The following is a 21118-nucleotide window of genomic DNA, read 5'->3' as shown; positions in this document are numbered from 1 at the left end:
GCATCAGTTTGGCACGGGCGTAGATTGTGGCACGGCCGCCATATCGGACGGCGGAATTCGGAAGGATGGGTCTAGGCCTCGGTTGAGCCGAACCGCTTTCTGCCCCTTATCGGCGCCGAGCGCGGCATCCACGAATGGGACTTGGCCTTCACCCATCTCAATCGTCAATTCGAGCTGGTCAAAACGGAGCCCAGGCAAGGCGACGACATGCCCGATCTCTAACCGAGAGCAATCGGCCACACTCATACGGACCCGATCCGCAACTGCTCTGACATCAATCTGACAAGGTCCGAGCCGTGGTGACAGGCGTCGATCATTAGCGGCATCTAGATCATTGACCTTATCACCCTCCGGCCCTGCGGCGTTTAATAGATTCGGGGTTAGAAGGAAAACGGCCCGATGATCGTCTTGACCGTCTTCGCTGCAATCAATTTCTATCCGGAGAACTTCCGTTTCGCCAAACTGATCCGCCAGATTGTTGGCTGGCTCAAACGTCCACGATGTCTCCGTATCACTAAAACAAGCAAGGCTAGGTGTCCCGCCAAGCTGACGCCCGAGATCCAGCATGTTCTGTTCGACAAACGGCTTTAAGGATTCACGGCTCGCCGCATCACTCTGCTGATCTATCCCTAAAAGCCTGCAACTGGCGAGCGCTGCAAGGGGGCCAGAGAGCGCAACAGCCATCCGACTATCTTTTGCTGACCCTTTGGCTGTCATTATAATGTCAGGAAGTTTCGACGCATCAATTCGCGCCCAAACGACTGACACGTCGTGTCTGATCAGGTCGTCGACTGAGAGCCACTTTGCGAGCGTGTTGCCGATATCGACCAGCATAGGCTGAGCGACAGCTTCCGGTTCTGGACGAGACGGGCCTGAATTTACAGCGAATGCGATTTTTCTGGCAATGACGGTCAAGACGACTCTTTCGTTCACGATCCATCCTGGATCTTGCGCGTTTCGTCACTGCTCTCATCAAAAGGTTGCGCAAAGGTTGACCGATCAAAGAACCGTCTGATCGAAATTCATCATCTATCAACCATGTCCCGAACGATTTTGAGAACCCTTCTCGTTTATAGCTGGTTCAAATCAGTCCACCGAGACGTTAGCGAATTCAAAAAATCATGAGCGCAGAACAACCCATAATCATCATCAAGCGGCCGAAAATCGTAAAGGCCGACGGCCATCATGGTGGGGCCTGGAAAGTGGCTTATGCCGATTTCGTCACAGCGATGATGGCGTTCTTTCTTTTGATGTGGCTGCTCAACGCGACGACAGAAGATCAACGGCGCGGTCTGGCCGACTATTTTAGTCCCGCAATTCCGATCGCAGCGGTGTCCGGCGGCGGCGCTGACGCTCTGAATGGCGAATCCATGAAGGACGCCCCCGCTTTGTCCGTTCTAAGCCGGACCGAACAGACATCCGACCGTGAAGCGGGTCGTCCCCAAGATGATATGAGCAAAGCCCTGGAAGCGGCGCTCGTCGGTGAAGCTGCGGAACTGAGCGATCATATTAGCATCCGCATGAGCCCTGAAGGTTTGGTCATCGAATTGACCGATCGCGACAGCCGTCCGCTATTCGCCTCTGGCAGCGCGGACCCGTCACCTGTTCTGGGACGTTTGGCGATCGCCGTGGCTCAGGCTTTGGACGATGTCGAAAACTCCGTGAAGATTGTCGGGCATACGGATAGTAGCCGTTACTCCACCCCGCGCGGGTACAGTAATTGGGAGCTATCCAGTGACCGTGCCAATGTCGCGCGCCGCCTTATAAAGGATGCTGGACTACCAGAGGTCCGTATTACTGAAGTGTCTGGCCGCGCAGCCACCATGCCGCTGGTTGATAATCCTCTGGATGCGCGCAATCGACGGATATCCATCACTTTGTTGCGTTCAGATGGCTAGATCAGTCCCCTAAATAGGCTCGCGCCTACCGCTTTGGTAAGGCCTGATTCATCCTATACACTTTCTTAAGGCTGCGCGTTTAGCGTCATCATCGGTTCCAGAGAACCCCGAACTCGGCACGTGGCCGGGGTCGGTTTCAAGGATTGAAACGATGACAATTACTTCCTCGCTCAATGCGGGCGTTATGGGCCTGAACGTCAACGCGACTCGGCTCGCCGCAATTTCCAACAACATTGCGAATTCCGCGACATATGGCTATAAACGCGCCGATGTGAACTTCACATCGCTGGTCGTAAATCAGAGCGCCAGCGTCTATTCCGCTGGTGGCGTCCAAGCACAAGCCATCCGAAACGTGTCTGATGCAGGCAGTCTCATCTCAACGGGCCGCGCCACCGACATCGCCGTCAACGGCGGGGGAATGATACCCGTAACCAATGTGTCTGGACTGACACAACCTGGCGCCGAACGCGACTTTATGATGGTTCCAACGGGTGCCTTCAAACCCGATGCTGAAGGTTACTTACGAACTGAAAGCGGACTTTACCTATTAGGTTGGGAAATGGATGCTAACGGTGATCCCGTCACGGGTAGTCGCAGCAGCACCACTGGCCTGGTTCCTGTCAACACAACGGCCGGTCAATTCGCTGCGGAAGTCACCAACCGGATCAATCTCAGCCTCAACTTACCCGGAGATTTATCCCTAGCACCCGTCGGGGAAACGTTCGATCTCCCAATTGAATATTTTGATCAACTCGGTTTGCCGCAAACACTCAATGCCAACTTCACGCGTAATGCAGGGGACTGGTCAGTTGTCATTAATGATCGGTCGACAGGTGCGCCCGTTCAAGTCGCAGCATTCGACGTTCAATTTAATGCGAACGGAACACTCGACACGATTACGCCCGGCGCAGGCGCTGCCTACAATACGACCAGCGGCAATGTGTCTCTGACATTACCAAGCGGGCCTATTGAGATGTTTGTTGGGACGTCGGGCACGTCCGGTGGACTCAGCCAGATCGGGTCTGGGTTCCAGACTCAAAACGTCTCGGCTAACGGATCACCTGCAGGTGAACTTCAAAGCGTGGAATTCGCTCCTGATGGTTCGCTCGAGGCCATCTATAACACGGGCGCGCGCCGCGTAATCTTCCAAATCCCTGTTGCCGCTGTCAGTAATGCCGACGGTCTGACAGCAAGGGGAAATCAGGCTTACAGCGTGTCACGTGAAAGTGGCGATGTGTACTTATGGGACGCAGGCGATGGTCCGTCCGGCGAACTAGTCGGATACTCGCTAATGGAAAGTAATACTGACATCGCTGCGGAACTCACGAGTCTGATTGAAACCCAGCGGGCTTACTCCTCCAACGCCAAGATTGTGCAGACAGTCGATGAGATGTTGCAGGAAACGACCAACCTGAAACGATAAGTTAGCGGCGGGACCCACGCGCCATGTCACTCTTTGGTAGTCTCTCTGTTGCTCGGGCTGGAATGTCCGCAACGGGTGCGCGGGCTCAGACTGCGTCCTCCAATATCGCGAACGTCTCGACGCCGGGCTATGTCCGGCGCGAAACTGTGTTGTCCCAGAGCGGGGCAACCGGTGTTACCGTCACCGATGTATCTCGCTCACAAGATCGTATTTTGGTGCAATCGCGCCGCGATGCCCAATCCCAGAGTGCTCGGTCAGAAGTTATCAATTCAGTTCTATCGCGTGCGCTGTCCGCCTTTGGCGAACCCGGTAGCGAAGGCGGCGTATTTGGGGCCTTCACCCAGTTAGAAAGCGATCTACAGGCACTGCGAAGCACGCCAGAATCGGACGCCGCACAATTGATCACAGTGGACTCGCTCAAAGATCTAACGAGAGCACTGACGGACGCGTCCCAAGACCTTCAACTCGAACGCACCAATGCGGATGCCCGGCTGGCAACCGATATTTCCCAAGCGAACGATCTTGCGAGTGACATTTTCGAGCTGAATAGCGATATTCGCACGGCGGACGCCAATGCGCGCGACACCACGGCTTTGCTCGATCAACGCGACCAACTACTCGATCAACTTGCCGAAAAACTGCCCTTTGATGTAATCTACGAAAATACGGGCGCCGTTCAGGTTCGGACGGGATCCGGACTTATCCTTGTCGGAGCTACAGTCAATCAGATCGAGTTTACGCCCGCCAACAAGGTTGGGCCGCTTGATACAACAACAGATTTGGGTGGCCGTTTGTCGATCCCGACCATTGATGGTCAACCGATCGCGCCAGGATCTGGCGCACATGCCGTCACCGAAGGCCGGATTGCGGCCTATCTCGAACTGCGGGACACAACCCTTCCGAAACAATCAGAAGCGCTTGACGCCTATGCGCTTGAGCTGGCTTCGGCCTTCGACGCGTTGGGCGAGCCGTTGTTGCTCGACAATGGGGCCCCCGTTGATCCTCTTAATGTGCTCGGTCTGTCGCAACGATTGACCGTCAACCCGCTGGTCGATCCTAGCCGAGGTGGCGTTCCGTCGCGTCTACGTGATGGGCTTGCGGCCGCCATTCCGGGCGCACCGGGCAATGATACGCTCTTAACGCAGTTGGCCGACACGCTCGCGCCATTCTCTGATAAGCTCAGCATTGTCATCAGCGACGTCTCAACAACATCTTTGCGGGCTGAACGCATCCATTCAGGAAACTTGGCGCGGGAAATCACGCTCAGCGAAGCGGAAGCTGAACTTAGTGCGGTTGATTTAGATTATGAACTCCAGAGCCTGCTGGCAATTGAGCAAGCTTATAATGCCAATGCCCGGGTTATCCAAACTATCAGCGATATGCTCGATACATTGGCGAGGATCTGATCATGCGCTTTTCGCTCACGCCCGATACACTCTTCCAGACCCGCCAGGCCCGCCTGAACGCCGACCTACGCGCCCGTTTGCAGACCGTCGGCCAAGAAGCCATCACCGGACGACGCAGCGATCAAGTTCAAGCCACAAGTGGGCGGCTCGGAGATGCGTTTCTGCTCGAGAAAGCGGCGCTCGATATTACACGCCAGCGCGATACCGCAAACCTGGCCAGCGCACGCCTTGACGGTGCCGCGAGTTCTGTCAGCACGATCCGTACAATTTTGACTAGTTTCGCCCCGGAAAGCCGGAACACATTGGCACAAGGTCAACCGTCGGACATTGCCTTACTGGGCGAAAAAGCGTCCGATACCTTACAACAGGTCATGGGGGCGCTAAGCCGACGTCAAGGTACACGACATCTTTTCTCTGGCACTCACACGGTTGGCGGCCCCCTTGCCGTCCCGGCGGATTTGATGACGGCCGTGAATGCGCAGATTGCTGCGGCTCCAAATGCGACAGACGCTATCACAGCGGTTAACGACTATTTCAATATAGCTGGCGGTGGGTTCGAAACTGACATTTATCAGGGTAGTGTTGAAGAGGGGCCACGCCTTCATGTCACCGACACACGAAGTTATGACCCTTTACCTAAAGGCGATGACCCCATCTTTCGGGATATAATGCGCGGCTTTGCCATGATTGCCGGGGCAGAGAATGCCGTAACAACGACTGATCGGGACGCGTTGATGGAAGAAGGTCTGGCCGTACTCGACACAGCGTTGAGCGGTGTGTTGGCCATGGAAAGCAGATTGGGTTCAGCGCAAGAGAGTATAGAGCGCATTGACACTTCGCTCCAAACTGAGGCGGCTCTCGTCAGTTCTGCACTGGATAAAATGCTTGGCCGAGACGTGTTCGACGCCGCAGCTGAATTACAAGCCCTCGAGGGACAGCTCGAAGCGAGCTACACCGTCACGGGACGCCTTGGCTCCCTTTCACTTGCAAACTTTCTGAGGTAATGATGCCCCGTTCCTTCTTATCTCGCACCTTCTCTGCTCTCGTGCTCAGCCTTCTTGCTTTGGCTCCAGTCACGACCCTAGCCGCAGAGGTACGGATCAAAGATATCGCCGACGTCCAAGGCGTGCGCGGTAACGATTTGGTCGGCTACGGCTTGGTCATCGGTTTGAACGGTACCGGCGATACCATTCGCAACTCACCTTATACAGAAGAGGCGCTGACCAATATTCTCGAACGACTCGGCGTGAATGTTCAGGATAGCAATTTCCGGCCCGACAATATTGCCGCCGTACTCATTACAGCCACTTTGCCACCCTTCGCGCGAGAAGGCTCGCGCATTGACGTCAATGTCGCTTCAATCGGCGACGCGTCCAGCCTCGCCGGAGGCACACTCGTCATGACGCCCCTCTCCGCGCCGAACGGCGACATTTACGCCATCGCGCAGGGTAATCTTCTAATCAGCGGGTTCGAGGCCGAAGGCGATGGCGCGAGCGTAACACAAGGCGTTCCCACGGCAGGCGCAATCCCGAATGGTGCCCGTGTCGAGCGCGAAATCCCGTATGATTTCCGGGCGCAGACAACTGTTCGTCTTGCCTTGCGTATGCCAGACTTCACGACCGCTGGACGTGTCGAAGAAAGCATCAATAAAGCTGTCGGTCGCCCTGTCGCAACGCTGCTCGACTCCGGCACGATCGAAGTCGATCTGCGCGGCATGCCCGGCAACCCGGCCCACGCCATGGGTCGTCTTGAAAACCTGACACTCCGCTCTGCCGAAATTGCGCGTGTCGTTATTGATCAACGCTCTGGCACGATTGTCCTTGGCGAAGCTGTGAAGGTTTCATCGGTCGCAGTCGCTCAAGGTAACCTCACAATAAAAATTGCGGAAACCCCGGTCGCGTCGCAACCCAACCCGTTCGGCTTTGGCGATACGGTCGTTCTGCCGCGCACACAGGTTCAAGTGACAGACGGCGAACCGGGTCAGGTTGCGATTGTCGATGAGGCGGTGACTTTGCCGGATCTGGTCGCAGGGCTAAATGCGCTGGGCGTATCACCGCGCGAAATGATCGACATTCTAAAAGCGATTAAAAGCGCGGGCGCGCTCCACGCTGAACTGGTTTTGCAATAAACGTTTAAGCGTCTTCGGCCGTCACGGTCGACAGCGTTAAGCTGCCCCGACGAGAGAGACCCAGAATTTCGCGAACCAAAGCGCCGATGGCTCGGTCCTTGGCGGCGGTTTCCATCTCTGGCAGCGCTGCAATCTCCTCGCGAAATCCATCGGCCATGCGCTGTGCGATATTGCCCAACAAGAACTCTGAGACTTCCGGTGTCGTATCGGCAACCGCAGCCAAGCCCTTGATAAGAATATCGCGTTCCATTTCGCGAAATACAGTTTGTACCGAGCGGGTTGGGAGCCGAGCTGGAATATCTTCGATCCGCAACAATGTTGCACGGATGGCGGCCGCCCGGACTTCGTCTTCTTGCTCCAAACGCGCTAGCGCCGCTTCGCGTAGATCACGCGGCAAAGTGCCAAGCGTCTCCCCGATCATGATAATCTTCGGGTCATTCATCGGATCGGTCATTGAGCCGAGGAGGTTTTCCTCGATCATTCGTTCGGCCACTGCCAGCGCGGCCGGCGACGGGTCATTAGGTCGCGAGAGCAGACCAATCGCTTCAACAGCGCTGTCCTTTGGCATCAAGCCAAGTACTTCGGGAATTCGATCAGACGGAAGGCGGTGCAACATCAGCGCGGCCACAGCCCCATGTTGTTCACCGACGAAATCGGCGATCGCGTCTGAGGCCAAGCCGCCAAATTCGGCCCAGATATCGGACGGCGGTTCAACATAGACGACAGGGCCTTTGATTTGCTCCACAAGGGCATCGCCAAGGGCTTTTGTTAGTAGCTCGATCGCCTCGCGATCACCGCCTCGAATACCATTGCTCCAAGCGGTCAGCTGAGTGATAAATTCGGCAAAAGCCCCGAGCATCTCTTCTTGAGACACGTAAGGCAGATCAGACAAGGCGGCTTGGACGCGGCGCATGGCGGGTACGCCCAGTTGTTCAGCCAGGGGCTTCGCATGGTCTGGGCCAAGCGAGACCAGCACAACGGCGGCGCGTTGTTCAGGCGTCAATCTTGAGACGGCAGTCATAGGGCATACCCCTGTAGCAACGCTTCGGTAATTTTGAGCCATCCATCCGCTAGGACGAAAAAGCCGAGCTTAAAGGGCAACGAGACCACGGCAGGCGGAACCATCATCATACCCATAGCCATCAGCACAGAGGCAACAGCAAGATCGATCGCGAGGAAAGGAAGAAAGATAGCGAAACCAATCTGAAACGCGGTCTTAATCTCGGACAGCATGAAGGCGCTGGTTAGGAGGCCGAGGGACGGCTCCTCACCGGGCGTCCATTCCCGACCTGGCAGTGAATCTGCCAAACGCTGAATGGTCTCCGCATCGACTCGGCCCGTCATGAAAGCGCGGAAGGGCTCAATAGCGAGGTCGAACGCCATCGCCTCATCGAGAACACCGTCCATATAGGGCTGAACGCCCTGCGCCCAACTCTCAGCAAAGACGGGTTCCATAATGAAAAAAGTCAGGATCAAGGCCAAGCCCATGATCATCGAATTAGGGGGTGTCTGTTGCAGGCCAAGCGCTTGACGTAGAAATGACAGCACGATCACGATCAGTGGCAGACACGTCACCATCATGGCGATGCCCGGCGCAAGGCTGAGTACCGTGACTAAAAGAAATAGCTGAACAATGGAGACATCGAGTGCGACCGGCGCGTCCGCAGCGTCCCGCACGCCATTGGTTAGCGCATCGGAGACGGAGTCCGCGTCCGGAGCGACCTGAGCCAGAACATCCGGGGCAAACCAGAGCGCCAGCATGCCGAGAAGAACGGCATATGTCAGCCGCGATAGATTCACGCCAAAGCGTCTTCCGCAACATCAACCACCTGAGTGATGCGAACGCCAATGCCGCTGCCATCTTCCATTTCAACCAATTCACCGCGCGCAATCACGCGACCATCGACACAAAGGTCGACGGGATCCTCAATCCCGCGGTCAAGCGCGAGAAGGCTGCCTTCGTCCAGACCGAGCAATTCGGTTACTGTTGGTCGTGCGGATCCGACAACCACATCCACTGTTACGGGTAGCGCATAGATAGATCGTTTAAATTTGGCGCCGCCTGCCTCATCGCGCCGCTCAAGTATAGGGGCGTCTGGGGCCGCGGACGCGCCATCAGGGCCTTTTCCTGCCCCTGCTGAGGCGTTCGGATCTGGCAATCCTGCGTTGGGACTCGCGTCCATATCGGCTGAAGCCGCTTTGGGTTCAGTGTTCTGTGGGTCGGTCGTCATGAGCGAGTCTCCGGAGCGGGTTGGCCGAGGCGAGCCAAGCAAGCGGTGATCAAGCGATCGGGGTCAATTTGAGTCACTCCCTCGCCATCACGCAATTGTATTTGATGCAGCGCTAGCGATGCATCGTCCTCAATCTCCAACCTAGTGTCGTCCGCCAATGGACCAAGATCGAGCTCGGGATGTTTGCGTAAGCGGAGCGGTTCGGTCCGTAGAGGTTCGGCGGCGTCAGACAGTTCATCCGTCAGCGCACTTCTGAGTGCAGCGTCAGCCAGATGCGGCAGAACACCGTTCAAAACGAATGCGATCAGTTCAGCCTGTTGCGCCTCGATGCGGGCAATATGATGGGACAAGGCATCCTCAACCAATTGCGACACCCGCAGACCCAGGTCAGACGATAGCTTCATGGCCGTTTCAACTTCGGCGGCCTGTTTCGCAACACAAACAGGACAAGGCTGACATTGCGCTTCGCAATGCACTGTCTCGGCTTGGATCAGGGGGCGACGAAGCGCGGCCAGTGAAGTTGGCGCAGCAGGCTCAAACGGCGGAACGTGAAGGCGGACGACCGTACTCATGCGGCGAGTCCTGATGCCGTCGAACCAGATTGAGAGTTCCCTTTCGGGGCTGCTGGATCAACATCCAACCAAGTTGCTAGCAAGGCGGCTGCATCGTTGAGATTTTCGCCAACGACATCATTCAATTCGGCGCGTGGATCCGGGGCTGGCAGACCGATCGCCTGGCCGCCAGACGCGTTAAGCGCGGCCATTTCAAGTCCTTGCGCCGTCTCAGCGCCGGCCATCGGGCCATCCAAGCTCATCGGAGATAGAGCCCCGCCAGCGATGGCGGGCGGTGCACCGACCCCGCCGCGTGAGGCTCGCATCAGCGGACGCACAACAAAGAAACCGAGGCCAATCGCGAGCAGGCTGAGAATGGATAATTGCGCCAAACGGCCACCATTTTGATCAATAAATCGTTCGCCCACGCCAGGACCCTCGATCATCTCGCCAATATCCGGCCGGTTAAAGGCCAAAGTGTCGACCTGCAGCACGTCCCCGCGTTCTGTATTAAGACCCGCTGCAGCGCTAGCGAGCTCTGCTAACGCCGTCAGTTCATCCTCAGTGCGCGGCACATAGGTCACTGTGCCGTCTTCAGCGGTCTCAGGCTTATGATCGAGCAACACCGCGACGCTCATCCGCGTCACTTTGCCGGGCAGGCTTTCCGTCGTCGTTAGAATTTCCGAAATCTCATATCGAGTCGTTTCGCTTGTTTCTGTCCGTTCGCTACTTGAATTCCCGCCGCCCGCTGCACCTTCAGGCAGGTTGGATGCCACCGTCACATTTCCGGTCGTGCCGTCGCTTTGATCGCTCCGGTCGCTGACCGTGTTGGATCGCATCACCCGACTTTCCGGGTCGAAACGGCGTTCGGTCGTGTTGACTTTTTCAGTCTCGACATCGAGCGCAACATTAACGCGGACATTGCCGGGTCCGACCCGGGCCTCGAGCAGGCTCAGTAATTCAGATTTGATCGCAGCCGCCCGGCCCAGTTCGCCCGATGCGTCAACGGTGTTTGCATCTTCGAGGCCTGGACCCACGATAAGACCGGCCCGCGTGTCGATGACTGCCACGTCTTCAGGTTTGAGGTTCGGCACAGCCGACGCGACCAGATATTGAACCGCTTGCGCACGGCGCGCGTCGATAGAGGGATTTGACGTCAAGGTAACAGACGCTGTCGCGGGTTGGCGCCGCGCGGTCAGACCGCGCCCAGCGCCTTGGCCCACATGGACGCGGGCTGCGCGAACGTTTGGCATAGACAGAATGGTGCGGGCCAGCTCGCCTTCCTTGGCGCGCCAATAGGCCGTGTCGAACATATCGGACGACATGGCAAAACTGTTCATTCCGTCGAATAATTCATAACCCACGACGTCTTGGCGCGGCAGGTTTTCGCGGGCGAGTTCAAGTCGGAGCGAATCGCGACGCGAGGCATCCGCATAAATTGCTCCGCCCTCAACTCGGTAATTGACTCCCAATGTATCCAGACGCGCAATGACCTCGCCCGCAGTTTGCGGCTCTAGATCAGCATAGAGAAGAGACAGGGTCGGCTGAGACACTTGTCGCGCAATCATGGCCAACACTAAGAGTGTCGCAACGACAGCCCCTAGAGAAATGACCTTCTGTCGCATCGACATAGATCGTAGAACGGCAATCGGGTTCATCCTGAGCTCGCTAAACGTGCATCCTGCACACCACCTGCTGCTGGTCTAAAGCCCAATTCGTTAATCTAGTGTTTACCGTAACGCAGCAAGGCAGTTTCGAGTCCGTATAATTTCCACTTGAAGAAAGCTGCTCGCCCTGAATGGCCCTGCTGAAGAACAAAAAGAAAGGTTCACCCGCAACACCCGCACCTGCGGAGGGTGTCCCTGCGCCTAAAGGCGGCGGAAAGTTATTGGGTCTTTTGGCCCCTGTTCTCGTTTTCGGTGCAGCTTTTGGCGCAAGCTGGGTTGCCGGGGTCGGCGCGCCCGTCATTGTAGAAGCGCCTGAAGATCAGGAGGCTCACAAGACCGTGGCTGCGTTTTCAGCTGACTGGTCTCCACAGCGTGCAGCATCGACCGTTGCACTTGATCCGCTGACCATCACAGCAGGATCGCAAGGTCAGATTTTAAAGATTGGATTAGCCATCGAAGTTTGGGACGATCACGCTGAGATTGATATTCCCCGCTTAAAGGATGCCTTCACGACCTATTTGCGCGCCTTAGACCCGGCTCAACTTTCTGATCCGAGTTTTCATGTGCGCCTCAAACGCGCGCTGTTGCATCGCGCACGGGTCGTCATTGGGCAGGACCTAATTGCTGATGTCCTCATCACTGACTTTCTGTTGACGAGTTAGGACGGCCGCCATGGAAATCGAATTCATCAAAGACGTCTTGTTGATTGCACTTTGCGGTGCGTCTGCCTTTTACTGTTGGATGCTGTCCCATCGTCTGAAGAAGCTCAACGACCTCAAAAGCGGTGTCGGCGCGTCTATTGTGACCTTGACCGAAGCCATTGAGCGCACGCACGCCGCCGCGACAACTGCCCGTGGTGAGTTGTTCGAGTCGATCGATGAAATCAAAGGATTACTCTCCGACGCTGAAGCCAAGGCCTCACGTCTTGAGGCGGCTATGACAGACGCCGAAGCCAAAATTGTCGAAACTGAACGCGCAAATGCCGCGCTACAAAAAATTATTGAAACCGACGTTCCTAAAGCGCGACAAAAAGCGCTGAAAACGACCGAGAGTCTTTTGCGCGTGGTGGCCGACCTAAAGCGCCTGAATACGTCTTTACCCGCCAAATCTGCCGATACGCCGGACGCGGCTAATAATCAGGATGCCGCATGAAATCGTCGCTCCTCATAATTCTCGCGGTCGGATTTGCTGGTTTTGGCGCCCTCGAAGTCGCCGCACTAAACCCAGACGCCAAAAGCGGGAATGCAGCTGACACTCAGGCTATTGCGGATAAGGTAGCTGTTGCGAACAAACCCGAAAGTGCCGCAGGATTAAAACTCGCGGCCAATCGCGCCCACCTTGCGACTGACAAAACCTGTCTAACGCCTGCCCTTGCAGCCGCATTTGAACCCCGCCAGCTTCAACTTGATCAACGCAGCGCAAAACTTGATCTCCGCCAGGCCGAGCTTCAAGATCTTGAAACAACGATCCAAGCGCGCCTGGCCGACATGGAAGCCACGCGCGCGAGCTTGCAGGCCATGACCGAACGACTTGATGTTGTCGCCGACAAAGACATTGCGCATTTGGTTGAGATGTATTCGACCATGAAGCCAAAGAATGCGGCGGCTATTTTTGATCGGATGGATCCGGCCTTTGCCGCCGGGTTCCTGCGTGAAATCGATAGTGCTCGAGCGGGCGTTATCATGGCCGAGATGGGTGAGGAACAGTCCTACCGTGTCAGCCTTCTCATCGCTAATCGCCACGCAGAATGGCGAAACAAACGGTAGATTGACGTTTTCGATTCAGAAATTCAACTATTTGGTTGAATATTTCTTTGTGATCTGATACTCAACCTTATGGTTGAACAACAGTCCAGTCTTGATCCCATATTTAAAGCGCTGGCAGATCCCGCCCGGCGCACCATTCTTGCCCAATTATCTGATGGTCCCGCCAGCATTGGCGATCTCGCCGCCCCACTCGATATGAGTTTTGCGGGAACATCGAAACATGTCGGCATCCTCGTCAGCGCACAGCTCGTTCAAAAGGAGAAGGTCGGGCGTCGACAGGTCTGTTCACTCAATCCGAAACCCCTTGCCGAGATCCGTGATTGGCTTGATCGCTACGCCGTCTTCTGGACTGCTCGGCTGGATGAATTGGAGGCGGCGGTGAGCCGATATGATGATGAATAGTGAAACTCTATCTGAAGCCAAAGGGCGGTTGGTTTTTCGTCGCCACCTACCTAGCCCCCCTAAAACCGTCTGGCGCTTCCTAGTCGAAGACAAAAAGCGCGGCGAATGGCTTTGCCGGGGTTTGGTCGAACCGCACGCAGGCGGACGTATCGAGTTCAAGTTCGACCCGGAAGAGTTTGGGCAATTCCGCCCCCCGGATAAATCACCGACCGCATACACTGCAGAGTTTGAAGGACAGGTCGTCACCTACGATCCAGATCATAAACTCGCTTTTACATGGCCCAGTGCTGGCGATCTCGAAGACAGTCTCATTACAATAACACTCACTCCCAATGGCGACGGCACTAACCTTGAACTGATCCATGAACGCGTCGTTCGTGAGAGCGACTTGATTGGCTCTGCCGCCGGTTGGCACACTCATCTAGAACTGCTCGAATGTCGCCTGTCCCGGCAAATGGCGCCGAATTTCTTTACCCGGCATGATGAGCTTGAGGCGGAGTATGAAGCCCGCCTGAAAGCACTCCGGTCAGAAAGAGAAACATGATTGTTTCCGACCTGAATCTCTCCTCATCAAGAGCAACCAGATCAGCGGTCTACATGTCGGTCCTTCTCCTCACGGCTTGCACGACCACGACTTTACGGCCTGATGTGAAACCCGCACCTATTTCCGCCCCTGTTCCATGGATGGTTGGGTGTTGGGAAACGCAGGATGGAGGCGTTACTGAAACGTGGCAGTCTGCCGGGAAACAATTGATGTTCGGCCACAGCGTGACGACAAAAGACGGCAGGGCCGTTTTCTTTGAACAGCTCAGGATCGAAGCGCAAGATGATAGTATGGCCTTCTATGCCTACCCATTGGGTCGCGGACCGACCCAATTTAAACTGACATCGGAAGGCACAGGACGCGTAACTTTTGAAGCGCCAAACCATGATTATCCGCAGCGCGTCATCTATGAAACCTCCTCCAGCGGTCTGAATGCCATTGCCTCCCAGGTTGATGGTAGCCGCGAGAGCCGCTGGGCTTATCGCCCCTGCAGCCATGGAGCCGGATAATGAGCGACAACTGGAAGCCTGGACGAGGCAAGATGGGGTTCATGACCCCCCTAATCGGGCAATGGATCGCCATCGACCCTGACACGCCAATGGGCCGGGTCGAATGTGTTCGAATTTATGAAAAAATCCTCGACGGCAAGTTCATTCGCTTACAGGCGGATTGGGACATTGGCGGCGGGAAAAAGACCTATCGGGAAATCGCCCATTACGGTTTGAATGCCGACAAGGTGCCTGCCTTCTGGTCGTTTACCAGCGATGGCGGGCAATCCTATGGCGAACTCGCTGATGTGTCCGACATGGCAGACGGCGCGAAAGGATTTCACGCTGACATGCCGTCCGGTCTGGCTCGGTTCGGGTTCTGGCCGTCTGATGATGGCCTCATCTGGGCGGCAGAGGCACAGACCAAACAAGGTTGGAAGTCCATGATCCGGCATGATTGCCGAAAGGTGTAAGAAAGCTAGGCTTTTATCAGCGTATCAATCCCGATAGCGGCTTCGCATTGCCAATATTCGGCCCCGCAGATCCAGCAATGCCGACCGGCTCAGTGGAGTGACGCTTGCCCCGGCGGGGCCAATGACGACCATAAGGGAAAACCGGAACATAAAACTGATCACGGTAGCCCGTATCAGTCGGACCATAGACCGTGCGTAAACGGCGCAAGGATTGGCGAGCATTCAGAAATTCGCGCACATCGCCATCATCCGCCCCCTTGTTCCGTACTGTCGCCAAATCCAGCCGCGCCCGGGCCAAGCTCACTCGCGCCTCAGCATTTCGTATGTCGCGCAGCTGCGCCTGTTCTGCCGCATAAGTGTGACTGGCCTGATCCGCCGCAATCATGCCGAGTGTTGCACCCGGCGTAGCCGCTAAATCGCTGACCCTTTCATTGGGAAGAGACGCCTCAGACATCGGGATCGACGCGCAGCCGCTCATCAGCAAGGCCGAAAGACAGGACAGGATAACATAGCGCATGAGCAAACTCCTTCATCGCGGTTCTGCCCGAACACACGCCCAATAATCAAATCAACTCTCTGAAAGCGAAAAAAAAGCCGCCCCGGTTTCCCGGAACGGCGTCTAGACTTGATCTCAATTCGGAGGATCGAGCAACCGTGTCGCTGTCGACCCTACCGGGTGCACGATCCTAGCACTTATAGTACATATCGAATTCCACCGGGTGCGGATGCATCGCGAGACGGTGAACTTCTTCCATCTTCATTTCGATATAGGCATCGATCTGATCATCATCGAACACGCCGCCAGCTTTCAGGAAGTCACGGTTTCCATCGAGAGATTCGAGCGCTTCGCGCAAGCTGCCACAGACTTGTGGGATGTCCTTCGCTTCTTCAGCCGACAATTCATACAGATCCATATCCATTGGATCGCCCGGATGAATTTTGTTTTTGATCCCGTCCAGACCTGCCATCAGCAGAGCCGTATAGGTCAGGTAAGGATTACCTGCTGGATCTGGGAAACGCGCTTCTAGGCGCTTACCATTGCGCGAAGCCGTCCACGGAATACGGATCGAAGCCGAGCGGTTACGTGAGGAATAAGCCAGCATGACCGGCGCTTCAAACCCTGGAACCAGACGCTTATAGCTATTGGTTGAGGCATTGGCGAAGGCGTTGATGGCCTTGGCGTGTTTGATAACGCCGCCAATGTAATAGAGGCAAGCATCTGAGAGGCCCGCATAGCCATCACCCGCGAAGAGCGGTTGCTTATCCTTCCAGATCGACATGTGAACATGCATGCCTGTGCCATTATCGTTGTGAACGGGCTTGGGCATAAATGTCGCGCTCTTGCCATAGGCGTGAGCAACTTGATGCACGACATATTTATAGAGCTGCATGTTATCGCCCATCTTTAGGAGCGTATCAAACTGCATCCCCAACTCGTGTTGCGACGGGGCAACTTCGTGGTGATGCTTTTCAGGACGCAGGCCAAGCTCACCCATGATGGAGAGCATTTCCGAGCGCATATCCTGCTCATTGTCAATCGGCGGGACTGGGAAATAACCCCCCTTCGGGCCAGGACGGTGCCCCATATTGCCGCCCGCATATTCAGTGCCAGTATTGTACGGCCCTTCCGTGCTGTCGAACTGGTAGCCCGTTTTGTTCTGAGCCGTATCCCAACGGACATCGTCAAACACGAAAAATTCCGCTTCAGGGCCGAAATAGACGTCATCGCCAACATTGGCCGACCGCATATAAGCTTCAGCCGCCTTCGCCGTACCGCGTGGGTCACGATTATAAGCCGAGCCATCATCAGGTTCGAGAATGTCGCAGAAGATCGCCATTGTATCTTGTTGATAGAATGGGTCCATCTTGGCGGTGCTAGCGTCAGGCATCAGCACCATGTCGGACTCGTTAATATCCTTCCAGCCCGCGATAGACGAACCATCAAACATGGTGCCATCAGCGAATAAATCCTCATCCACCAAATCGGAATGGAACGTGACGTGCTGCATCTTCCCTTTCGGGTCGGTGAAGCGGAGGTCAACAAAGCTGATCTCCTCATCTTTAATTTTCTTGAGAACGTCTTTTGCGCTCGTTTCCTTATCGCCCATTGTGGTCGTCCTTTTCCCGAAAGGTTCTAGTTATTGAAAAATTGATTGCCGTGTCGTTGACGCACGACAAGTGCGTTAAAGCGCTGCGTCGCCTGTTTCACCGGTCCGGATACGGATCGCTTGCGCAACATCAGAAACGAAGATTTTACCGTCGCCGATCTTGCCGGTTTTGGCAGCCGTCTGGATCGCTTCTAGCGCGGGCTCGACTTGATCATCAGCCACAACCAGTTCGAGCTTCAATTTGGGCAGAAAATCCACGACATATTCTGCGCCACGATACAGCTCCGTGTGACCTTTCTGGCGTCCGAAACCCTTGGCTTCGAGCACAGTCATGCCTTGGAGGCCGATCGCCTGCAGGGCTTCCTTCACCTCGTCCAATTTGAACGGTTTGATGATGGCTTCGATCTTTTTCATGAGGGTCCCTTCCAGTCGATATGCATCCGATCACCTGACAGGCTAGGCGGAGCAGAAGTCAGACCTGACATGCGACCTGCATCAGCCTGAGTCGAGCCAGTCCCGATGTCTATAGGACAACCGCGGCGAAAAGGCTGAAAATCGCACATATTTTCAACATTACTAAAAGCACGTGATGAATTGTTAGGCGAAATTTTGAGCATTTCCGGCTGTGACCCATAAAGCACCAGGCCGATTTGGGGATTGCGCGGGGCTTTCAGTGGAGTAAAGCTCGACCATCGAGGCCGGGTCGGCGCACAGCACACGGATGTTCGCGACTGCAGTTCATCCGTGGCGCCAAACGGCCAAAATCTTGACCTGAAAGGTCACTCTCTCGTGCGAAAAAACACGCACATCTATCACAAACCGGCTGTTCGCGACTGCAGTTCACCCGGTGGAGATCATCATGAAAAAGCTGACACCCCGCCCGCCTAAAAAGCCCTACATCACAGATGAACAGGCGCTTCGTTTCCACTCTCATCCAACACCCGGCAAAATATCCATGCTGCCGACCAAACCCATGGCGACACAACGCGATTTGTCATTGGCGTATAGCCCGGGCGTTGCCGTACCAGTTGAAGCCATCGCCGCCGATGTTGATCTCGCTTACGATTATACCTCCAAAGGCAATACGGTCGCGGTGATCTCTAACGGCACGGCCATTCTTGGCCTCGGCAATCTGGGCGCAGCGGCATCCAAACCCGTCATGGAAGGCAAGAGCGTCCTATTCAAACGCTTCGCCGATATCGACAGTTTCGATATTGAGGTTGAGGAAGAAGACGCTCAAGCCTTCATCGAATGCGTCAAGCGCATCGGTAATAGTTTCGGCGGTATCAACCTCGAAGATATTGGCTCCCCTGAATGTTTCATCATTGAGCAAGAGTTGCGCGATCTCGTCGACATTCCAGTCTTTCATGATGACCAGCACGGCACCGCCATTATCGCCACAGCCGGCCTGATCAACGCGGCCGATCTGACAGGGCGCAAATTTGAAGACATGAAGGTCGTACTCTCCGGCGCGGGCGCAGCAGGCCTGTCTGTCCTTAACTTGATCAAATCACTCGGTGTGCGGGACGAGAACTGTCTCGTCTTGGATAGTAAAGGCGTCATCTATCAGGGCCGAACAGAATATATGGACCAATGGAAAGCGCCGCATGCGGTCGATACGGATAAGCGTACACTGGCAGAGGCCATGGTCGGCGCAGACGTTTTACTCGGCCTATCAGTTGCTGGCATTGTGACCAAAGACATGGTCGCCTCAATGGCGCCTAAGCCGATCATTTTCGCGATGGCCAATCCGGACCCAGAAATTACGCCAGAAGAGATTAAGGCTGTCCGTGATGACGCCATTATCGCGACAGGTCGCTCAGACTATCCAAATCAGGTCAATAATGTCCTCGGTTTTCCCTATATTTTCCGCGGCGCGTTGGATGTGCGGGCGCATAACGTCAATGAAGAGATGAAACTGGCCTGCGCCCATGCGCTGGCCGATTTGGCCCGTCAGGATGTGCCGGAAGAAGTCGCCGCCGCCTATCATGGCAATCGCCCCAAATATGGCCCAGATTATATTATTCCGGCCCCATTTGACCCGCGCTTAATCAGTGAAATCCCACCCTATGTGGCGCAAGCCGCCATGGATACAGGCGTTGCCCGACGCCCGATCGACGATATGGACGCCTACAAGCGCAGTCTTGCGCGGCGTCAGGATCCAACCGCCGCTATCCTTCAAGGCATCTCGGCCTCGGTCGTCGATGAGCCAAAGACCATCGTCTTTGCCGAAGGCGAAGAGCCTGCTGTCATTCGCGCCGCACAAGCTTTCCAACAACGCGGGCTCGGCAAAGCGATCCTGATCGGTCGCGAGAAGCCGATCTACGATAATATGAAACTGCTTGGCATCGAGAAACCGGACAGTCTGACTGTGCTCAATGCCCGCCTCTTTGATCGGAATGCGGAGTTTACGGAATATCTCTATTCGCGCTTGCAACGACGCGGTTTTCTGCGCCGGGATGCGCAGCGGCTCGTGAATAATGACCGGAACGTCTTCTCGGCTCTGCTAATGCATCACGGTCTGGCTGAGGGCATGGTTTCGGGCGTAACGCGGAGCTACGATGTTGTCCTACGCGATGTCCGGTTGGTGCTGAGCCACCGGAAAAGAGAGCGGACAATGGGCGTATCCGTCGTCGTCAATAAAGCGCGCACACTATTTATTTCGGACACGAACATTACCGAACTGCCGACCGCTGAAGACTTGGCGGATATCGCCGAAACTACAGCCCATTTCGCCCAGACCTTCGGGTTCGAACCTCGGGTCGCCATGTTGTCCTATTCAACGTTTGGCAATCCGGTTGGTGAGCGCATGCTAAAAGTACGCGAAGCGGTTTCCATTCTAGATCAACGCCAAGTCGACTTCGAATATGAAGGCGATCTGGCCGCCGACGTCGCGCTCGACCCGCTGCATACGTTGACCTACCCATTCTCACGCCTGACGGGTGCGGCGAATGTGCTGATCATGCCAGCCATCCATTCTGCTTCGATCTCGACCAAATTACTCGACGCAGTTGGCGGAGCGACGGTCCTTGGGCCGTTCCTGACAGGATTGGAAAAGCCGGTTCAAATCTGCTCGCTCGGCGCTGCAGCGTCTGAAATCCTGCAAATGGCGACCCTTGCGGCCTACGCACCCACACATGATGACTAGGTGAGCAGGCTTCTCTAACGCACCTGAATAAATGTCCCGTCGGTCCGCCACGCTGTGAGCGGGCCGCCTGCGCGACGGGTATGATCGACACAAATCACGTTCGGCGCACGCAACGCTTGGTCATCATCAAAACCATAATGCCCGAACACGACGGGCGGAGTATCCGCTGGGTATAAGCCATCGGGCATATGGGTCGGCGGATGGTCGAAGAATTGCATCCGGTGCGCTGTTGGACCGGCAATTTGATCAGATAATCGCGACCCGATACGCCCGTTCCACCAAGACAAACGAACAGAGCTGCGGTCTTGGCCAGACTTATCGAGCACTGTCTGCCCATCGGGGATCGGATGCTCCGCCCCATTCAGCAACGTGAACAGCGCGTCCCGAAACGCGGAGTCAAACTGCCAACGATCCGTCCAATTGCTAGGCAGCCCACCGCATTCATCCCCGGCTTGGCGGATACGGTCAATTGCGGCGGCGTCCCATTGAGCGTGGACGACGCGCAAATCAGGTCGGTCGATAAAAACTGGCAAGCTCGCGAACCACTCTATCACATCATAGGTTGCTAGATCACCGATGGGATAATCGCGCAGGAAGGCTTCATGTCGTGCGACACGCTTTTCTGTACGGTCCCGTAAAGGGACACCATCGGCATTTAGGGTGTGAAACAAGACAGCGTTCAGTTCGTGATTGCCCATCAGACAGATCGCACGTCCAGACTCGACCAAGGGCCGAACCGTTTCGATCACGCCGCGATTATCGTGACCCCGATCAATTAAATCGCCCACGAAGATTAATGCATCCGACGAATCGATACGGGACAAGAGATCGCGCAGCAGATCGGCTTCGCCGTGAATATCACCGATGACCGTTGTGGCCATGCGC

The 21118-nt window shown here is 55.6% G+C and carries 23 protein-coding genes; 13 read left to right on the top strand and 10 right to left on the bottom strand.

The genetic code is table 11. The features are described 5' to 3' along the window. Positions 1 to 3 precede the first annotated feature (3 nt). Positions 4 to 933, bottom strand: a complete 930-nt coding sequence (locus tag QQL54_RS11120; RefSeq protein ID WP_284390646.1) for a FliM/FliN family flagellar motor switch protein — start codon at positions 931 to 933, stop codon at positions 4 to 6. A 188-nt stretch (positions 934 to 1121) separates the two neighbouring features. On the opposite strand from QQL54_RS11120, the gene QQL54_RS11115 reads away from it, so the two are divergent. The 5 genes from QQL54_RS11115 to QQL54_RS11095 all read left to right on the top strand — a co-directional run bounded on the left by QQL54_RS11115 (position 1122) and on the right by QQL54_RS11095 (position 6855). Next, positions 1122 to 1898: a flagellar motor protein MotB gene (locus QQL54_RS11115; RefSeq protein WP_284390645.1), complete on the top strand. Its 777-nt coding sequence runs from the start codon at positions 1122 to 1124 to the stop codon at positions 1896 to 1898. A gap of 151 nt (positions 1899 to 2049) precedes the next feature. After that, positions 2050 to 3321 (top strand): flagellar hook protein FlgE, encoded by a 1272-nt coding sequence (locus tag QQL54_RS11110; RefSeq protein ID WP_284390644.1) that lies wholly within the window; start codon positions 2050 to 2052, stop codon positions 3319 to 3321. A gap of 23 nt (positions 3322 to 3344) precedes the next feature. Then, positions 3345 to 4727 carry a flagellar hook-associated protein FlgK gene (gene flgK, locus QQL54_RS11105; protein ID WP_284390642.1) on the top strand — a complete coding sequence of 461 codons (1383 nt, stop codon included), beginning with the start codon at positions 3345 to 3347 and terminating at the stop codon, positions 4725 to 4727. Between the two features lie 2 nt (positions 4728 to 4729). Next, the gene (locus QQL54_RS11100; RefSeq protein ID WP_284390640.1) at positions 4730 to 5731 is read left to right on the top strand and encodes a flagellin; all 1002 of its coding nucleotides are present in this window, start codon (positions 4730 to 4732) and stop codon (positions 5729 to 5731) included. Then, positions 5731 to 6855, top strand: coding sequence for a flagellar basal body P-ring protein FlgI (locus QQL54_RS11095; RefSeq protein WP_284390638.1), 1125 nt, complete (start codon positions 5731 to 5733; stop codon positions 6853 to 6855). The genes QQL54_RS11100 and QQL54_RS11095 overlap by 1 nt, the downstream gene beginning before the upstream one ends. Positions 6856 to 6859: 4 nt before the next feature. Here QQL54_RS11095 and QQL54_RS11090 read toward each other — a convergent pair whose 3' ends face one another. From QQL54_RS11090 to fliF, 5 genes are read right to left on the bottom strand one after another with little or no spacing between them, the layout of a single operon-like run. After that, a complete protein-coding gene (locus QQL54_RS11090) occupies positions 6860 to 7876 on the bottom strand; it encodes a FliG C-terminal domain-containing protein (RefSeq protein ID WP_284390635.1) in 1017 nt (338 codons plus the stop codon). Continuing rightward, entirely contained in the window at positions 7873 to 8655 is a 783-nt protein-coding gene (gene fliP, locus QQL54_RS11085) for a flagellar type III secretion system pore protein FliP (protein ID WP_284390633.1), read from the bottom strand. Before fliP ends, QQL54_RS11090 begins: the two co-directional genes overlap by 4 nt. Continuing rightward, a complete protein-coding gene (locus QQL54_RS11080; RefSeq protein ID WP_284390631.1) occupies positions 8652 to 9086 on the bottom strand; it encodes a FliM/FliN family flagellar motor switch protein in 435 nt (144 codons plus the stop codon). The genes fliP and QQL54_RS11080 overlap by 4 nt, the downstream gene beginning before the upstream one ends. Beyond that, positions 9083 to 9658, bottom strand: coding sequence for a hypothetical protein (locus QQL54_RS11075; protein WP_284390629.1), 576 nt, complete (start codon positions 9656 to 9658; stop codon positions 9083 to 9085). Before QQL54_RS11075 ends, QQL54_RS11080 begins: the two co-directional genes overlap by 4 nt. After that, the gene (fliF, locus tag QQL54_RS11070; RefSeq protein ID WP_284390627.1) at positions 9655 to 11295 is read right to left on the bottom strand and encodes a flagellar basal-body MS-ring/collar protein FliF; all 1641 of its coding nucleotides are present in this window, start codon (positions 11293 to 11295) and stop codon (positions 9655 to 9657) included. Before fliF ends, QQL54_RS11075 begins: the two co-directional genes overlap by 4 nt. 140 nt (positions 11296 to 11435) lie before the next feature. Here fliF and QQL54_RS11065 point away from each other — a divergent pair, with 140 nt between their 5' ends. From QQL54_RS11065 to QQL54_RS11035, 7 genes are all read left to right on the top strand, one after another. Next, positions 11436 to 11966, top strand: coding sequence for a flagellar basal body-associated FliL family protein (locus QQL54_RS11065; protein ID WP_284390626.1), 531 nt, complete (start codon positions 11436 to 11438; stop codon positions 11964 to 11966). Between the two features lie 10 nt (positions 11967 to 11976). After that, the gene (locus QQL54_RS11060; RefSeq protein WP_284390625.1) at positions 11977 to 12456 is read left to right on the top strand and encodes a hypothetical protein; all 480 of its coding nucleotides are present in this window, start codon (positions 11977 to 11979) and stop codon (positions 12454 to 12456) included. Further along, positions 12453 to 13070, top strand: a complete 618-nt coding sequence (locus tag QQL54_RS11055; protein ID WP_284390624.1) for a MotE family protein — start codon at positions 12453 to 12455, stop codon at positions 13068 to 13070. The genes QQL54_RS11060 and QQL54_RS11055 overlap by 4 nt, the downstream gene beginning before the upstream one ends. A 69-nt stretch (positions 13071 to 13139) precedes the next feature. Continuing rightward, positions 13140 to 13472, top strand: coding sequence for an ArsR/SmtB family transcription factor (locus QQL54_RS11050; protein ID WP_284390623.1), 333 nt, complete (start codon positions 13140 to 13142; stop codon positions 13470 to 13472). Then, positions 13459 to 14016 (top strand): SRPBCC family protein, encoded by a 558-nt coding sequence (locus QQL54_RS11045; protein WP_284390622.1) that lies wholly within the window; start codon positions 13459 to 13461, stop codon positions 14014 to 14016. The genes QQL54_RS11050 and QQL54_RS11045 overlap by 14 nt, the downstream gene beginning before the upstream one ends. Before the next feature lie 53 nt (positions 14017 to 14069). After that, the gene (locus QQL54_RS11040) at positions 14070 to 14525 is read left to right on the top strand and encodes a DUF6265 family protein (RefSeq protein ID WP_284390621.1); all 456 of its coding nucleotides are present in this window, start codon (positions 14070 to 14072) and stop codon (positions 14523 to 14525) included. Then, complete coding sequence (locus QQL54_RS11035) at positions 14525 to 14977, top strand: hypothetical protein (RefSeq protein ID WP_284390620.1); 453 nt, start codon at positions 14525 to 14527, stop codon at positions 14975 to 14977. The genes QQL54_RS11040 and QQL54_RS11035 overlap by 1 nt, the downstream gene beginning before the upstream one ends. A 16-nt stretch (positions 14978 to 14993) precedes the next feature. Here QQL54_RS11035 and QQL54_RS11030 read toward each other — a convergent pair whose 3' ends face one another. From QQL54_RS11030 to QQL54_RS11020, 3 genes are all read right to left on the bottom strand, one after another. Further along, on the bottom strand, positions 14994 to 15494 hold the full coding sequence (locus QQL54_RS11030; protein ID WP_284390618.1) for a hypothetical protein: 501 nt from the start codon (positions 15492 to 15494) through the stop codon (positions 14994 to 14996). Between the two features lie 169 nt (positions 15495 to 15663). After that, a complete protein-coding gene (glnA, locus tag QQL54_RS11025) occupies positions 15664 to 17085 on the bottom strand; it encodes a type I glutamate--ammonia ligase (protein WP_284390616.1) in 1422 nt (473 codons plus the stop codon). A gap of 75 nt (positions 17086 to 17160) precedes the next feature. Continuing rightward, positions 17161 to 17499, bottom strand: a complete 339-nt coding sequence (locus tag QQL54_RS11020) for a P-II family nitrogen regulator (RefSeq protein WP_284390614.1) — start codon at positions 17497 to 17499, stop codon at positions 17161 to 17163. Positions 17500 to 17944: 445 nt separating this feature from the next. Here QQL54_RS11020 and QQL54_RS11015 point away from each other — a divergent pair, with 445 nt between their 5' ends. Beyond that, entirely contained in the window at positions 17945 to 20233 is a 2289-nt protein-coding gene (locus tag QQL54_RS11015; protein ID WP_284390612.1) for an NADP-dependent malic enzyme, read from the top strand. A gap of 14 nt (positions 20234 to 20247) precedes the next feature. Here QQL54_RS11015 and QQL54_RS11010 read toward each other — a convergent pair whose 3' ends face one another. Continuing rightward, positions 20248 to 21114 (bottom strand): metallophosphoesterase, encoded by an 867-nt coding sequence (locus QQL54_RS11010; RefSeq protein WP_284390610.1) that lies wholly within the window; start codon positions 21112 to 21114, stop codon positions 20248 to 20250. Positions 21115 to 21118: the final 4 nt, after the last annotated feature.

Origin of the sequence: Algimonas ampicilliniresistens (assembly GCF_030159955.1) — a bacterium.
GTDB classification, from domain to species: Bacteria; Pseudomonadota; Alphaproteobacteria; order Caulobacterales; family Maricaulaceae; genus Litorimonas; species Litorimonas ampicilliniresistens.
Note: the sequence above shows the minus strand (reverse complement) of the source record. Positions and strands in the feature narration are given on the sequence as shown.